The sequence below is a fragment of the Aristaeella hokkaidonensis genome (assembly GCF_018128945.1).
Classification (GTDB): Bacteria; Bacillota; Clostridia; order Christensenellales; family Aristaeellaceae; genus Aristaeella; species Aristaeella hokkaidonensis.
Genome location: NZ_CP068393.1, coordinates 339,128 through 355,122, shown reverse-complemented (window position 1 = coordinate 355,122; position 15,995 = coordinate 339,128). Strand labels below are relative to the sequence as shown.

Genomic DNA, 15,995 nt, shown 5'->3' with positions numbered 1-15,995 from the left:
ATTATTTGCAGCACTTGTATCCGGTTGTCCGTTATTGTAATAATCAATAACAACTGCATTTTCTGCTGTTATCTCATCAACCGTAATATTATATTCATTAGTATTGGAACGACTGTGAGGGGCTTCAAAAGATGATATGTGATACTTTCTTCCTTCGTTGTCAGTAATAACCTGCGCATCATCAATATTGTTAAAAGCACTCAGAGAAGATGCCGCTGATGCAATCTGTTTCAAAGAAAGAGAAACGTTTGGAAGAGTCTCTATGGTATTCGTTCCATCAGTAAACTGAATCGGATCTGTTCCTGAAGTTGTCGGTAATGCAGTATAAAACACAGGAGTTCCATCCATTGTTGCCAGCAAATAATAATAACTACCCTCTGCTAACGTAATACCTCCTGCAGCATTATTATACTGCATGTAGTACTTGTTCTCTTGTTTTTCAGCAGTTATTGCATACACACCGTTTACTGCTTCTGTGGGTAAATCCACAGTATAGTATTCGCCTATTGTGCCGCCATCAACAATCTTATCCAGTTCTTTCAGATCATCAATGCCAGTTACCGTTCCTTCCGCCTTAACAAATTCAAAAGACGCAGCATCAACAAGATAGTTAGCCTGTGGTGTTCCTTTGGTTTTAGTGAAATCTCCCAGTCCAGAGTCGCTAACGGGAGCATAATACTTATAATTTCCGTTACTATCCTTTACCAGAAGATAATAGTCGCCATTCAGTGTGACCCCAGTGTTTGGATCGAAGGTCAAAGTTGCTGTGGTGGATTCAGGTAGTGTTGCAATGATGTTATAGCGATCAGGTGGATTATCGGGAGTAGGCGGTTCCGACGGAGTTGTAGGTTCTGAATTCCATTCGAAATGGATATCATCTACTATGCCATTATTTATAGTAAGCTTTTCGTTCGAAGCATTCAGATTGGCCAGATTAAGATTATTTCCATCATAATAAACTATTTCAAAGGTGGTATTGTTGTACAATTTTATCTGTTGCGTCCCATCCGTAAAACTCAGCATTGTTTTTTCAGATCTGGTTAAATTGGACAGATCTGCGTATGCAACAGGTGTATCTCCAACCTTTGCCAGAGCGTACAAATTTAGCAAGTCTATACCTGTAGTATTCGTAAGTGTTGCCTTACATTCTTTCTTTTCAGCAAGAGTAAAGCAATATTCGTTCGCTGTTTCATCCAGTTCAGGACCAGTAACAGTATAGTACTCTGGGCCCCCCGGACCTGCAGGTCCTCCCCTTTCAATTTCGGCCAGTGGTGTTTTTGCCGCTAATGCTTCTGCGGTTTTCCCGTTTACATATTCAACAATTTTAACAGAGCCATCATCTGCAATATCAGGAATTATGCCATCTTCAGTCTGATCACCGGCGTCAGAGTAGAATTTCCCCACAGTTCCGTCTTCAGAGATAAGTCCATAATATGCCACATTATTGACCGTAGCAACCACGCAGTAAGCATTATTCTTAATATTTATTTGAGGTATAGGTCCGCCATTATTATGCATTTCAATAGAAACGGTATGCGGAACAGGTACTGTTGTTATTTCGCCAATAGTAATGGTTGTTGTATTATTATCATCATCTGTAGAAATACGGATAGGTGCATTATTTATGCTGTCAATGTATTTAACATCACCAGAACTGTTTATCGGTGATTCAGAATTAATTGTATTGTTAACATTCCAATTATTTACCGCAGCTTTTGCCTCTACATGTTTTGTATTGTCATAAAGATTATCACTAGCTCCCCAGTAAGCAGCCTTAAATGTTGTCGCCTGAACCGTCCCACCTGGCTTTTGGATCTCTCCAACGAAATACTGATCAGCATTTCCTTGTGGTGTGCTGACCTGTTCCTGCTTCAGGACAAAGTACAGGTGTCCATTCCAAGACACATCATCCGCCACAGTGATAATCACTGTATGATAATTATCATTAACACCCCGTGATTTCTGTACGTTCAGCGGTCCCCTTCTACCCTCGTCAGGCTGCTCTGCAAGGACAGACACAGGAAGGATATTCACCAGCATCACAAGAGTGAGCAGGAAAGCGAGTGTTTTCTTCATCGTGTACTTCATGTAGTTCCCTCTCTTCAACAAACTTATCATTCGTTAAGAAACAGCTGAAGCCGTACCCTTCCGGGCACGGCAAATGAATATCAGTCTTCCTGATTGTCTTCTACGTATACCAGTATTCTCCAGTAAACTATGTTGTTTTCAGGAGTGACAACCACGTCCATTGTGGTATTTGTTTCATTAGGTATGTCATGCCAGGTTGTTTCATCCGGACTGTACTGCCACTGCATGGTGTATTGCAGTTCGTCATAACCATCAAGAATTGCCTCAAAATGAGCTGTATCTCCAATCACCGGATCAGGCACATCCCATGTAACATCAACAGTTATATGCCTTTCCGGTTTGTATTCAGACTCCGGTATGTTTTCTTCTATTGACTCATCTGTAGTCTCTTCTGTTGTGTTTATTTCTTCTTCTATTTGTTCCTCATTCTCTTCTGCCGGTTCTTCCGTTTCATCTGGCTGTTTCTCAGTTTCTTCAGCCAGCTCTTCTGTCTGTTCCTCCTGCTCTGTTAACCAGTTTTCATAGCTGGCAGCATCCATAAACGTGATGTTGACCTTTGCCATGAGATTGGGTTCCACAGGGCCTATGGTAATCAGATAAGATCCCGCTTCGGCATACCAACTGATGACAGTCTGACTGGTTTCATCATCTGTCAGAGTCCTGACAGGATTCTCCGACAACTGATCGGATTTCTCAACCGTGATCCAGGCATGCCGGCCCAGCACAACCAGGTTCACCTCTTGTGCATGATCTATGTCCAGCTTCAGGACTGCGGGCTTTGTCTTCTTCATCGCCCCACTCCAAGAGTCGCCGATACGAACAGCCTTGGTGATGATAATCTCCACGCAGTCGGCGACTTCTTCATCGCTCATTTCTGTCTCTGATACGGACCCTGCCGGTTCGACTGGCATCAGATCCGTAGGTGTGGCAGTTACATCTTCAGCCGCTGCCCACACGGAAGCAGTGCAGATTATCAGCATCACTGCACAGATCACGAGAAACATCTGAATGAAACGATTTTTCATAGTCCCGACTCCTTTGTGAGAATGTAATAGCCAGTGTCCACAGTTTTCTCTGTGTAACTATTGTTATATTCTTATGTCCTTTATGTGTAACAGTGCAAACGATTAATCTTTGCACTCAATCATATTATCCTACCATAACAATCTTTTGTTTTCAAGCGTTTGAGAGGTTTCTGACCAGTGTTTTTCAGATAGTTAATTACATGGTCAAAACACGTATTTGGCCATGTAATCTTTGTGACTCCCTCACTTTTATGGCGGTTTTTTGATTGTATAAACCTATCTGATTTTTTGTGTTTTTTATTTGATTTATGCTCTTTTTAGTACTGATATATAGGTACTTCTTTCCTTTACTTAGTTACATCAATAAAGGATTAAGTTATATTGCACACAAAAAAGCCCCCCTTTATCGGGAGCGCATTATACTCTACAGGTTTTATGCTGTTCCGGGTTCAGCTCTTCCCCAAACAAAACCATCGGCATTCCGGGATTCAATATGATTCTTGAATGTTTGGGTTGTTTTCGCGCAAACATTCCATTCGCCGAAAAACAACAGCCGTGGCCTTTTCGGTCACGGCTGTTCGGTGTTATTTGATCTGGGCTTCCTCTATGTATACGAGTACCCGCCAATAATCAGTGCTGTTTTCTTCTGTTATTTTAACATCCATGCCTTCCGTCGTTTCTTCCGGAATATCGCACCAGGTTTCCCGGTCTGAACTGTACTGCCACTGCATGGTGTATTCCAGATCATCATATCCGGTCAGCACTGCTTTGAAATGAGCTGTATCTCCAACCGTAGGATCAGGCACATCCCATGTCACACCGATAATTATTTCTCTTTCTGCCTGAATAGTGAAATCAGGTGTGTCTATTACCATCGGTGCGTCAAACGGTCCTTCCGGAGAAACGTAGTATTCTGGATCAGATCCGGGAAATGCCGGTGATATATCATCAGCAGCAGTTTTTTCTTTTGCTTCAAACTTTTCTATCGGGTTTGCCGCAGGTTCTTCCATGTTTTCTTCAACGATCTTGTCAGGTTCTTTCTGTTCTGTTTTCCATTTCTTGTAGTCAGCTTCATTCATCACTGCAATATCCGCTTTAGTCATGATACTGGGTTCCGCAGGACCAAGCGTAATCAGATAAGAGCCGGCCTTGGCGCACCAGGTGAAAACAGCCACATCAGTATCTTCATTTGTCAGGATTCTGGCATTGGATTCTGGCATTCCATCTGATTTTTCCACAGAAACCCAGACATAATGGCCTTGAACAGGCACATATACCTGCTGCTCACTTTCCACATCCAGTTTCAGGATGGCAGGCTTTGTTTTTTTCATTACCCCATTCCAGCTGTCCCCAATATGCAGTGCTTTGGTAATGATCACTTCCATGCCCTCAGCGTTTTCAGCCCGGTTGACATTCGGTCCCAGATCCGTAGCTGTAGCAAACGACATTTCCGCTGCCGCCCACGCAGAGACACAGCATATCATCATTACCAGAGTGCAAATCAATATCAGTTTCCGGATTGGTCTTTTTTTCATGTCTTTACTCCTTCGCGTGTGTATAAAACAATCAATGTTTTTGATCATATGATCTGATAGAACACGCATGTATTAACAGTGCGGATGCACGGACGTCCATGCAATGTATTTAATAATTTTATCATATGTGACTGTTTTATACAATTTTGCCCCTGCATGCAGGATCTTTACAGGGCGTCTGCCGGTTCAGCTCATTTTGATCAAAAACATGATTGAAAACAAAAAAAGCGTTCCTATTAAGGAACGCTGATCGGACGGGTTTTATTCCAGTCTCGGTTCAATCTCCGGATGATCCGGTGCCATGTTCTGGGAATTCAGGGGGCCGACACGGTAATTGAAGACGATGTTGCTGTTGGGATAGCTGCGGTAGAATACCCGCTTAATGCGCTCCAGTACCATGCCGCCGGTATTGTAGTTCACAGTGGGCAGGAGCAGGGCGAAAACCGTCGGAGCGAAACGGGTGATCGTATCACCTTTGCGCAGGTTCTTCGTCAGGATCTCCAGCAGGCCGTTCATGATATTGTTCTGCCGCATGGTGTCGATTTCCTTATCATTATAGGGAGACACCATGATGATTGCCAGGAACATGGTTGCACCCAGACGTTCCAGGTTGCGCATCTGGAGATTGAAGATTTCTTTAAATACGGTATATTCGCAAACAAAGGCGCCGCGACGCTCGCCGCTCTCACGCAATTCGTTGCGGATGGATTCAAGGTTGAAGTCCAGGGTCTTGCCGGCAGATACGATCTGCTTGTAGAACTCCTGCAGATCTTCGCTGGGCTGTACGCCGAGGTAGTGATAGTTCAGCTGGACAACGTGCTTGTACTGCACCAGGGCTTCACCGGTCCGGTTGATCTTGATCAGGGCGGACATCAGCTCCATGTGCAGGCGGTCGTCGAAGGAGTCCACATCCAGTGCGCGGCGGCAGATGCTCACGATATCCGCATACTGTCCGCTGGTCTTCAGCATTTCAATATAGGCATAGACAGCAGCCATGTACTTGTTGTGCATGGTTGTGGCCTTCGCCAGCGCCCACTCGTTCTGCTCGGAGTGCTGCAGCAGGTCGCCCTGGTACTTCTCCAGCAGCTGGTTATACAGACGGCGCAGTTCTGCCTGGGGTACATTGTTCTCCGCCAGGCGGTTAAAGATTGAATCGATCTCGTACATGTCGATGGTCATGTTTTCCGGGCACTGCCAGTGATAGGCACCGCGGTCGGAAACCACGCACGCACCCAGCGCGGGATCAATCTGGTTAAGCAGCACACGCAGACGGCTGACGAGCGTCTTCAGGGCGTTCTCAGGGTTGGTGCTCTTCTCTTCGTCCCACAGGGCAGCCAGCAGTTTCTGGTTCGGAACCCGCTCTCCTTCGTTCAGGATAAGATACTGAACAAGGGCCGCGCCCTTTTTGGACTTGACCGCAAGCTGATCTGTCTTCTTCTCGTCTATATAGATCAGGAAGTGATCCATCATTTGAATCCGAATGGTTTCTGCCATGTTTTCTCTCCCTCGCACCCTTTTACTCTGCCGTGTTAAAGCGTTTAGTCTTTGCAAATGTTGCGCAATTGTTTCCTGTAAATCAACAGACGTTCATATTTTACAATACGGTTACATTGTAGCAGTCTGTATCCCATTTTGCAAGTATTTTGTTACATGAGTCAGAAAACCTTTTCAAAAATAATTTCATGTATCAGTTACAAGTTGAACCTTCATTTTCCTATACCTTTCCGTAAAATCGAAAAGTCATGCTGTCAAAAACTTACTTCACAGTTACATAACCTTGCCTATATTGGTTTCACAACCGGCTTCACAAAACATGTTTTATGTCCCTCATGTGTAACCGAAATTGCTCAGAATTGTCCTTTCCCTCAAATGTTGACATTTTCCTTTGTCTCTATAATAATGAAGGCAAACAAGGGATATCCGGAAAGGAGGAGAACGCCATGAATGCACAGGATCGGGCCGGAATGCTGGAAGCCATGAAGGAAGCCGAAAAAGCTTTTGCCGAAGGCGAAATACCTGTCGGTGCCGCGCTGTATCACGGCAATACCCTCCTCTGGGCAGACCATAACCGGCGGGAAGCGCAGAAGGATCCCACCGCCCATGCGGAAATGCTGTGTCTGCGCAACGGTGCGGCAAAGCTGGGAGACTGGCGCCTGAAGGATTGTACGCTGTATGTAACCCTGGAGCCCTGTCCCATGTGCTCCGGCGCGCTTCTCATGAGCCGGCTGGGCCGGTGCGTATTCGGCGCTGCCGATCCGGAAGCCGGTTGCTGCGGCAGCATTTACGACTTGCCGGCGGATCCGCTGCTTCACGGACATACAGTCTGGGAGCAGTCTGATTCCGGAGAGGAATGCAGGGAACTGCTGAATCGTTTCTTTAGTGAGAGACGTCCGGAAGGAGGAAACGAATGAAGAAGATTCTGCTGACATCTCTTCTGGTTCTTTCCCTGCTGTGCTCCGCAGGATGCGGTGAACAGACGGAAGAGCCGGAAATGTCCTTACTGGCGATCAACGTACGTAAAGCGGACGCGCTGCTGCTTCGCTGCGGCCAGAGCGCCTACCTGATCGATACAGGCATCAAAAAGAACTCGGACATCCTTCTCGATGTGCTGAGGAAGGAAGGCATCACGAAGCTGACAGGCGTGATCCTGACCCACACCCATGCGGATCACACCGGCGGACTGAAGGCGCTGCTGGAATCCGAAATTGTTGTGGAGAACATTTATACCTCAAAGTACTATGTGCTGAAGAAGGAAGACGGAAAGCACCCCGTTGAGAAAGCCACCAAGAAAACGGATCATGAAATCAATTACCTGGCGTCCGGGGATACGCTCCCGCTTGACGGCGGAAAGCTGACAGTCCTGGGTCCGCTGGAGTTGAACGAAGAAGCGGAAAACAACAATTCCCTGGTCATTCTGGCGGAAGGTGGCGGCGGAAGCATCCTTCTGACGGGAGATATGGAATTCCCGGAAGAGGATTCCCTGCTGAAAGCCGGACTCATCCCCCACGCGGATGTACTGAAGGTCGGCAACCACGGTGAAGGAGACGCTACCAGCAATGCCTTTGTAAATGCTGTACAGCCTTCCCTGGCGGTGATCTCCACCAATACGGAAGATGAACCGGATACGCCGGATCCCCGGGTACTCAAGCTGCTGGATGATAACAAGATTCCGGTGCTGATCACCCAGGATGCCAACGAGGGCGTGCTGATTACTCTTCGGAACGGGGAAATCACAACAGAAATGAAATAAGGTTTATTGGCAAAGAAAAAGCTCTCCTCTGCGGAGAGCTTTTTCACGTCGTGCGAGCGTGACCATAAGCCGGGTTCTGTATTGGACGGTCATCTATCCAGGCCGTACGTTACCGCACGGCTCAAGCGATCGCGAGGGGCGCGGCGGGCCGCCGACATGCCCTCATTGCATCTTGCACCGGGTGGGGTTTACAGCACAGACCTGTTACCAGGTTTGTGGGTGAGCTCTTACCTCGCCTTTCCATCCTTACCGTCCCGAAGGGCGGCGGTTTATTTCTGTTGCACTCTCCCTGGAGTCGCCTCCGCCGGCCGTTAGCCGGCACCCTTGCCCTGTGGTGCCCGGACTTTCCTCATGCCCGAAGGCCTGCGACCGTCTGTTCACCTCGCACGCGGATAGCATAATATTCCCGTAATGATTTGTCAATGAGTTATGGTGAAAAAACGTTGACACCGGTATTTCACAGTGATATAATACATATCTGTCAGCGGAAACGGAAGGTTTCCACTGAAAGCGCCGAAAAGATCGGAAAGCCGTCCTGTGGCATGCGCCTGTAGCTCAGTTGGATAGAGCAACGGCCTTCTAAGCCGTGGGCCGGGGGTTCGAGTCCCTCCAGGCGCGCCAAGTACATGGTGGGTATAGCGTAGTTGGTTAACGCGTCAGATTGTGGCTCTGAAGACCGTGGGTTCGAGTCCCACTACTCACCCCATTTTCCTTCTATCGGCGTCAAGCTGGCAGAATTACCTACGTTGGGGTGTAGCCAAGTGGTAAGGCACGGGACTTTGACTCCCGCATTCGTAGGTTCGAGCCCTGCCACCCCAGCATATGACCCATTAGCTCAGTTGGCAGAGCACTTGACTTTTAATCAAGGTGTCTGGAGTTCGAATCTCCAATGGGTCACTTTCCTCTGCTTTCGCCGGGTCTGTCCTGCGGGCGTGGCGGAATGGCAGACGCGCCAGACTTAGGATCTGGTGTCGAAAGGCGTAAGAGTTCGAGTCTCTTCGTCCGCACAGTCTCCCGGTTCCCTTATATGCGGTAGTAGCTCAGTTGGTAGAGTGCCACCTTGCCAAGGTGGATGTCGCGGGTCCGAGTCCCGTCTACCGCTCCATTTGCGGGTGTAGCTCAATGGTAGAGCTCCAGCCTTCCAAGCTGGTCACGTGGGTTCGATTCCCATCACCCGCTCTTTTTTATGCAATAAAACAGATTTTGATATATAATATATTGAACAGCTGATCATTTGGCTGGTTGAGAAATCCTTTCATAAATATATATTTATCCTGTGAAACAAAAATGACTTTTATTTCGTCATATATGTAGCATCCCCAAGTTTATGGGGTTTTCCGGCAGGAATCAAACTTATTGGGAGGGATTAAGATTGAAACGGATTAATACACTGCTGGGCCTTTTGCTTCTCATACTGTTGCTGGCTGTATTCGGTCAGGCGGCAGCTTCGCCTGTTCTGGCTGATCAGAACACAATTGCGTGGATCGGTGAAGACAACTGCTTATATGTCATGGATAACAGCGGCAATGTGCTTCACCTTCCCATGCTGGTAAAAGATATCCTGTCCTTTTCCGAAGATTCAGTATATTGTCGGATGGGCAACCAGCAGGTTTATGCGATCAAGCGCAACTGCAACGGAAGCCAGCTCGTCCAAAGCCAGACAGAAGGACTGCTGGACAACCGTTATACGCTGCTGAACAATCAGCTTACCTTCGGAACAGTCACAGTTCCTCAGGTTGAGGCTGCTGCTACAGACGGTCTCCGCATGTGTGCTGTCACCAAATCTGCCGGCAAGTATGCGCTTGTTATTTACACGACAGACGGAACCACATGGACTGAAAGAAGCAGTACTGCTTTCAGCCTTCAGGATGTCGCAATTCCCGAACCGCAAAGCATGATCCTCGCACAGGATAATCTGGTAATCACCGGTAAAGACCGCAGTGTATGGATCGGCAGTTTCAAAACGGGAAAAGTTCAGAAACTGGCCGCCTCCGGAAACCTTACGGATGCTGCCGCAGTAATCAACGACACTTTGTATCTTTATAAAGCGGATGCCAATCAGCTGTGGCAGATAGAATCATCCGCTGCCCTGTCTGCGGATCAGACAACCGTCAACCGCGCAGCGTCTTTACCCACCGCGGCTCCTACTGCTGTTCCGACAGCCACGCCGAAGCAGCAGGCAAATCCCTCGCCCACCGCGACTCCTGAAGATGATGTTATCCGTCTGTGGAGCAGCGGAAGCCGGGTCCGGAAAATGCAGCAGCGTCTTTCCGCCCTGGGTTATCCCGTCGGCAGCATCGACGGTGTATACGGAGATGACACAAGAATCGCGGTAAACCTGTTCTATGACGCCATCGGCTACAAAGAACACGATTACCTGTCTTCCGCCGCGAGAAGCAAGCTGTACGCAAACAACGCCCCTGTATACGATCCTTTCCTTCCGCTGAAAAAAGGAACCCAAAGCACTTCTGTCCTGAAGATGCAGCAGCGCCTGGCTCAGCTTGGGTATGACCCCGGCAAGCTGGACGGAATTTATGGAAAACAGACCATCAGCGCCCTGGCCAGCTTCCAGGAAGTCAGCGGCCTGTACTACCCGGAGGATAATAAAGAACCCGGTGAATATGCCTCTTCCGATCTGCTGATGCACCTTTTTGCTGAAAACGCTCCCACCCGTGCGCCGTCTTTTCCCCTTGTACAATGGCAGGAAACATCCAACGGATGGATTTGTTACCTCAACGGCACCAAGCTTACCTCCGGCTGGAGAAAGATCGACAAAACCTGGTATTATTTCTCTGATACCGGAATCATGCAGACCGGATGGATTAAAAACGACAATGACTGGTACTACGCCAACAGCAAGGGCGCTATGCTGACCGGATGGCAGAAAATTGACGGATACTGGTATTATTTCGCTTCCAATGGCAAAATGCACCGTGGCTGGTTTGAAGACAAGCAGGCCGAAAAGAAGAATAAAGATAAAGGCCAGATGTGGTACTGGATGGACAACGACGGAAAGATGGTTACCGGAGAGCATACGATCAACGGAAAACAGGAAGTATTTGATCAGTATGGCCTCTGGTTGTATACCCGCTGATCTGTTTGCCCTGAATCAGAAGAGCCGTGAAGATCATTCTTCACGGCTCTCTTTTTATTCATTTTGCATTATCATTCTTCGGCAGTTCAAACCAGAAGGTTGTTCCCTTCCCCGGTTCGCTTCTGACGCCGTAATCCGCGCCATGCTTTTCCAGGATGCCCCGGCAGATGTTCAGACCCAGGCCGCTGCCGATCACGGACCGCCTGTGATTTTCCCGGCTCCGGTAATACCGGTCCCAGATAAACGGCAGTTCATCTGCGGGAATGCCTTCCCCGCTGTCGGAAATCTGTACGCGGATGCCGGCCGCGGTATCCCGCTGGGTAATCCGGACGGTTTTATCCTCTCCGGTATAAGTCAGCGCGTTTCCCAGCAGGTTGTACAGCACCTGGCCGATCCTGCCCCGGTCACCGACAACCTCCCGGTCTTCCGCCGGTTCAAAGATCACCGTATAGCCATCCACGGAAGTCATCCGTCCCACCCGGTTGCAGATCTCCCGGATTTCCTCCGTCAGGTTAAAGGGCTTCTTGTCCAGTTCCATATTGCCGGTACGGAGCCGACTGAAATCCAGTACTTCATTGACCATGGAACTCAGACGGTTCGTCTCGTCAATGATGATCTGCATGTTCTCCGGCGTCACCTCTTCGGGAATATCCCGCATGGCTTCCGCATAGCCCTCGATCATGGTCAGGGGCGTGCGCAGGTCATGGCTGATATTGGCGATCAGCTCCCGCTGGAGATCTTCAACCTTTCCCAGATCCTCCGCTGCCCGTACCAGGGTATCGTTCAGCTCCGCAATCTCCCGGTAGCCGCCGCTGTGCGGCGGGCGGGTGTAACGGGAACGGCTCAGTTCCCTGGCCGCCTCACTGGTCTCAATGATGGGCTCCGAGATGATCCTGGCCATGGTAAAGCCCACAAGGACCGTTGCCAGCACAATCGCGCCGACAGTCAGCAGGAACTGGGTCCGTACGGCGTCCTCAATCTGGATCACGGACGCGCCCCGGTACAGGTTCCGGAACAGCACTCCCTGCAGCATCCATACCGTGGAAATGATAAATCCCGCGAAGATCGCGAGATATATCAGTATCTTGGCCCGGATACCGACCCGGCCGGCGAGGAATTCCTCCCGGTAAGCCAGATTATTCCTTCTCAAAACGATAGCCTACCCCTCTGAGCGTTGTGATCTTGTCCGCATAGGGTCCCAGCTGCTTACGCAGCAGCTTGATGTGGGTATCCAGCGTCCGGTCGTCTCCGAAGAAGTCATAGCCCCATACGTCGCTGATCAGCTTTTCCCGCGTCAGGGCAATGCCCCGGTTACGGATCATGTAGAACAGCAGGTCGTATTCCTTCGGGCTCAGCTCTGCTTCCACGCCGTCCACCAGCACCCGGCGGGCTGTAAAGTCCACGGTCAGGCCGCCGATGGAAACCGTCTCCTCCGCCTTCTTCTCCGCCTCGCCGCTGCGCTTAAGCACCGCGCCGACGCGCATCATCAGTTCCTTCGGGGAGAAAGGCTTCACGACGTAGTCGTCAATGCCCAGCTCAAAACCGTGGATCCGGTCATACTCCTCCCCGCGGGCGGAGAGCATAATCACCGGAATGGGATCCGTTTTCCGGATCTCACGCACGGCGGAGAAGCCGTCCAGCTCCGGCATCATTACATCCATGATAACCAGGTCATAATGGTTCTGGCGACACTTTTCAACGGCCTGCATACCGTTTTCCGCCTCGTCGGTCTCATAGCCCTCAAAGGCGGCATATTTGGCGATCAGGGCGCGGATGCGCGCCTCGTCGTCCACAATCAACAGCTTCATTTATTCCTCCGTTGGGGTCTGAATAAACTTTTCCACCTTCGCCCGGTCTCCGCCGGCTGCCAGGTAATCCTGAATAGCCTGCTGGAGCTGTTCGGTGAACTCCTCCAGGCACAGGCCGTTCTCCATGATATAGGTGGCAACCGGAATACCCACATAGCGCAGGTGCCAGGGTTCCGTGTTAATCTCGGTTATTTCCTGCTTATCCGCCGGATAACGGATGATGAAGCCGAATTCCTGGCAGTGATCTGCCATCCACTGGCATTCCGGCTCCTTCATCATTTTATCATTCATGGCCTTGTCTTTCCAGTTGGCAGGCACCACGTCGCAGCCAAGGCCTGTCTGATGATCGCTGGCGCCGGGTTTGGACACCCAGCCGTCATCCTTGCCATGATTCTTCTTCAGGCGGTTGTTGTACATCGTCTTCTGGGTGGAATAGGATCGGTAGGCGCTCTTCAGGTACAGCTTCCTGTATCCGTTCTCCTCCGCTGCGGCACGGATGGCGGCGTTCATTTCGCATAGCGCGTCAGAGCAGACCTTGCGCAGCTTCTGGCCATCCTTGGGTTTCACAGCCCAGGAAATGCCGCCCTTGTCGGGCTTGGAGGGCACCTTCACCAGGTCCTTCGGCGCATACTTCTTGTCCAGCAGGTAATGCTTGTTGGCCAGGATGATGTACTCGGGGTCCATGTCCTCCAGCGCCACCGGGAAATCCCATACGGGTTCAGAAGGACCTGTGACTTCCTTTACAGGTTCTTCTCCCTCAACGACTTCCTCGATCAGCAGTTCTTCCTCATCCGATTCCGCGGCGGCAAGCACCGGCAGAAGCAGCATCAGGGAAAGCAATAAACAGCATACTTTCTTCATAAAGCAATCTTCACCTAATCGTATCATTCTTCTTTCACGGTAAAGCTGTCAGCTGCAGCAGGGAGCTTCACGTCTTTCTGCAGCAGGTTCTGCAGCACCTCCACCCGGTGGCTGATCAGCCAGGTCTCCAGCGGAACATTGGCGTCATGGATCTCCTTGGCGTATTCCTTGCCGACATAGCGGAAATGCCAGGGCTCATACTTATAGCCGGTGATTCCCTCCCAGGGCTCGTCATACCGCAGGATATAACCGAACCGCCAGCAGTTTTCCCGGCACCACTTTCCGCCTTCTGTATCCGCGAAGGATACTTCCAGGTGGATCTTGTGCTTCTGTCCGATGTCCATGGCCACGCCCAGCTGGTGTTCGCTGGATCCGGGCGGTGCGACATATTCCTGCGCCTTTTCCACGTTCCCTTTCACAGTGCGCAGCTTCCGTTTATAGATACCCTCCTGTCTCTCATAGGAGCGGTAACCACTAATAGAAAGGAGCTGAACGCCTATTTCTTCCTTGCAGGCCTGGAACATTTCACGCAGGGCTTCCGCGGCTTCCTGCCGCATCCGGCGCACCTGTCCGGGCACGTCGCTCATTTCCAGGTCATCCGGCTCATAGGCTTCGGAAACCGTATACTGACGGTTTGCCAGGAACAGCAGTCCGTTCACGTCGTTCTGGGGTGCTGCGGTATTCAGTGCCCCCGATACCGTCATGGAGGCGGCGGCAACCAGGGAGATCAGCTTGGTTAATGACGTCATTTCTTTTTCTCCATGGAAAAATGTCATTCAGAACGATGCTCTGAATGACATGATTATATCACAAAACTTTGTTTAAGAAATCCTTCGTTCTTTGTTCTTTCGGATTAGTGAAAATCTCGCCGGGAGTGCCCTCCTCCAGGATCTTTCCTTCATCCATGAACAGCACCCGGTCCGCGACTTCCCGGGCGAAGCCCATTTCATGCGTCACGCAGACCATGGTCATGCCGCTCTTCGCCAGTTCCTTCATAACGTCCAGCACTTCGCCGACCATTTCCGGATCCAGGGCGCTGGTGGGCTCGTCAAACAGCATTACTTCCGGTTTCATGCACAGGGCCCGCACGATGGCGATACGCTGCTTCTGTCCGCCGGAAAGCTGGGCGGGATAGCTGTCTGCCTTGTCTTCCAGGCCGACGCGCTTCAGCAGTTCCCTTGCTTCCTTTTCCGCCTGTTCCCTGTTCATCAGTCCGGTCCTTACAGGAGCCAGCGTGATGTTCTTCAGGATCGTCATATTCGGGAACAGGTTGAAATGCTGGAACACCATGCCCATCTTCTGGCGGATTTTGTTGATGTCGCATTTATCGTCCGTAATGGACTGGCCTTCAAAGATGATTTCTCCGCTGGTAGGTGTCTCCAACAGGTTCAGGCAGCGCAGGAAAGTGGATTTTCCGCTGCCGCTGGGTCCAATCAGCACAACACGTTCGCCTTTGTTGATGTGCTCGCTGACGCCCTTGAGCACTTGCAGATCGCCAAAGCTCTTGGTCAGGTTTTTAACGTCTATCACTTGCGCGCAGCCTCCTCTCAAAGATTCCCAGCAGCCAGGTAAACAGCATCACCAGCAGCAGGTAAATAATCGCCGCTCCGAGGTACGGATACATCGGTTCGTAGTTCCGTGAAGCTACGCTCCGCGCCGCGTACAGCAGCTCCTTGCCGCCGATTACGCTGATGAGGGAGGTATCCTTCAGCAGCACGATAAACTCATTGCCCAGTGCAGGCAGGATCGCCTTGATGGCCTGAGGCACCACCACGAACCGCATCGTGTCCGTGTAGTTCATGCCCAGGCTGCGTCCGGCCTCCATCTGTCCATGGTCCACGCTCATCAGGCCGCCGCGGATGATCTCAGCCGTATAGGCGCCGGAGTTGATACCCAGCGTCAGCGCGCCGACCATCACAAAGTTCCGGCTGGAGGCGAAGATGACCAGGCCCATGATCATCAGCTGCACCATCATAGGCGTACCGCGGATCACGGTCACATAGATCTTCAGCAGGCCGTTGATGAACCCGAGAACGGGGTTTTTGTGTCCGGGACGCTGCTGGTCATGTGCCGTACGGATCACCGCGACAATGATACCGAGGATCACGCCCAGCATCAGTGCCAGCACCGTCACGTACAGCGTGGTCACCACGCCGTTCAGGTACTGCAGCCAGCGGTCATTTTCGATGAATGCCTGATAAAAAAGGACATAGAATTGCTGCCACAATGTGGTAGGTTCATTCGCAGCCATCATTGCCTTCCAGGCCACAAACTGTTCCATGGAAACGGATCCTCTCCTTCACTGGTTGATCGTACTGTTCTCCGATAATAACG

At 50.3% G+C, this 15,995-nt stretch carries 12 protein-coding genes, 7 tRNA genes and 1 other RNA gene; 10 read left to right on the top strand and 10 right to left on the bottom strand.

Annotated features, from left to right (window positions below; translation table 11 throughout):
• Nucleotides 1–2,168: 2,168 nt before the first annotated feature.
• The 3 genes from JYE49_RS01605 to JYE49_RS01595 all read right to left on the bottom strand — a co-directional run bounded on the left by JYE49_RS01605 (nt 2,169) and on the right by JYE49_RS01595 (nt 6,142).
• Nucleotides 2,169–3,113 carry a hypothetical protein gene (locus JYE49_RS01605; RefSeq protein ID WP_093956499.1) on the bottom strand — a complete coding sequence of 315 codons (945 nt, stop codon included), beginning with the start codon at nt 3,111–3,113 and terminating at the stop codon, nt 2,169–2,171.
• Between the two features lie 584 nt (nt 3,114–3,697).
• Nucleotides 3,698–4,648, bottom strand: a complete 951-nt coding sequence (locus JYE49_RS01600; RefSeq protein ID WP_093956500.1) for a hypothetical protein — start codon at nt 4,646–4,648, stop codon at nt 3,698–3,700.
• 261 nt (nt 4,649–4,909) lie between these two features.
• Nucleotides 4,910–6,142: an AfsR/SARP family transcriptional regulator gene (locus JYE49_RS01595; protein ID WP_093956501.1), complete on the bottom strand. Its 1,233-nt coding sequence runs from the start codon at nt 6,140–6,142 to the stop codon at nt 4,910–4,912.
• 446 nt (nt 6,143–6,588) lie between these two features.
• On the opposite strand from JYE49_RS01595, the gene JYE49_RS01590 reads away from it, so the two are divergent.
• A complete protein-coding gene (locus tag JYE49_RS01590) occupies nt 6,589–7,059 on the top strand; it encodes a nucleoside deaminase (RefSeq protein WP_179217249.1) in 471 nt (156 codons plus the stop codon).
• Nucleotides 7,056–7,898 (top strand): ComEC/Rec2 family competence protein, encoded by an 843-nt coding sequence (locus tag JYE49_RS01585; RefSeq protein ID WP_093956503.1) that lies wholly within the window; start codon nt 7,056–7,058, stop codon nt 7,896–7,898. The genes JYE49_RS01590 and JYE49_RS01585 overlap by 4 nt, the downstream gene beginning before the upstream one ends.
• Before the next feature lie 49 nt (nt 7,899–7,947).
• Here the strand turns inward: JYE49_RS01585 and rnpB are convergent.
• Nucleotides 7,948–8,283, bottom strand: an RNA gene (gene rnpB, locus JYE49_RS01580) — RNase P RNA component class A.
• A gap of 159 nt (nt 8,284–8,442) precedes the next feature.
• Between rnpB and JYE49_RS01575 the strand changes: the two genes are divergently transcribed.
• The 8 genes from JYE49_RS01575 (at nt 8,443) to JYE49_RS01540 (ending at nt 10,992) form a co-directional block, all read left to right on the top strand.
• Nucleotides 8,443–8,519: transfer RNA gene (locus JYE49_RS01575), tRNA-Arg, on the top strand.
• Nucleotides 8,520–8,527: 8 nt separating this feature from the next.
• Nucleotides 8,528–8,604 (top strand) — tRNA-His (locus tag JYE49_RS01570).
• Between the two features lie 41 nt (nt 8,605–8,645).
• Nucleotides 8,646–8,717 (top strand) — tRNA-Gln (locus JYE49_RS01565).
• Nucleotides 8,718–8,722: 5 nt separating this feature from the next.
• A tRNA-Lys gene (locus JYE49_RS01560) sits at nt 8,723–8,795 on the top strand.
• A 29-nt stretch (nt 8,796–8,824) separates the two neighbouring features.
• A tRNA-Leu gene (locus tag JYE49_RS01555) sits at nt 8,825–8,905 on the top strand.
• Nucleotides 8,906–8,927: 22 nt separating this feature from the next.
• Nucleotides 8,928–9,003 (top strand) — tRNA-Gly (locus tag JYE49_RS01550).
• A 3-nt stretch (nt 9,004–9,006) separates the two neighbouring features.
• Nucleotides 9,007–9,077 (top strand) — tRNA-Gly (locus tag JYE49_RS01545).
• 193 nt (nt 9,078–9,270) lie between these two features.
• On the top strand, nt 9,271–10,992 hold the full coding sequence (locus JYE49_RS01540; RefSeq protein ID WP_179217250.1) for a peptidoglycan-binding protein: 1,722 nt from the start codon (nt 9,271–9,273) through the stop codon (nt 10,990–10,992).
• Nucleotides 10,993–11,050: 58 nt separating this feature from the next.
• Here the strand turns inward: JYE49_RS01540 and JYE49_RS01535 are convergent, their stop codons facing one another.
• The 6 genes from JYE49_RS01535 to JYE49_RS01510 are packed head-to-tail and all read right to left on the bottom strand — an operon-like array spanning nt 11,051 to nt 15,915.
• Nucleotides 11,051–12,142, bottom strand: a complete 1,092-nt coding sequence (locus JYE49_RS01535) for a sensor histidine kinase (protein ID WP_093956505.1) — start codon at nt 12,140–12,142, stop codon at nt 11,051–11,053.
• A complete protein-coding gene (locus JYE49_RS01530) occupies nt 12,129–12,800 on the bottom strand; it encodes a response regulator transcription factor (protein WP_093956506.1) in 672 nt (223 codons plus the stop codon). Before JYE49_RS01530 ends, JYE49_RS01535 begins: the two co-directional genes overlap by 14 nt.
• Nucleotides 12,801–13,661, bottom strand: a complete 861-nt coding sequence (locus JYE49_RS01525) for a M15 family metallopeptidase (protein ID WP_179217251.1) — start codon at nt 13,659–13,661, stop codon at nt 12,801–12,803.
• A 23-nt stretch (nt 13,662–13,684) separates the two neighbouring features.
• Complete coding sequence (locus JYE49_RS01520) at nt 13,685–14,410, bottom strand: M15 family metallopeptidase (protein ID WP_179217252.1); 726 nt, start codon at nt 14,408–14,410, stop codon at nt 13,685–13,687.
• A 58-nt stretch (nt 14,411–14,468) separates the two neighbouring features.
• Entirely contained in the window at nt 14,469–15,191 is a 723-nt protein-coding gene (locus tag JYE49_RS01515; RefSeq protein ID WP_093956509.1) for an amino acid ABC transporter ATP-binding protein, read from the bottom strand.
• Entirely contained in the window at nt 15,178–15,915 is a 738-nt protein-coding gene (locus JYE49_RS01510) for an amino acid ABC transporter permease (protein WP_430384028.1), read from the bottom strand. Before JYE49_RS01510 ends, JYE49_RS01515 begins: the two co-directional genes overlap by 14 nt.
• Nucleotides 15,916–15,995: the final 80 nt, after the last annotated feature.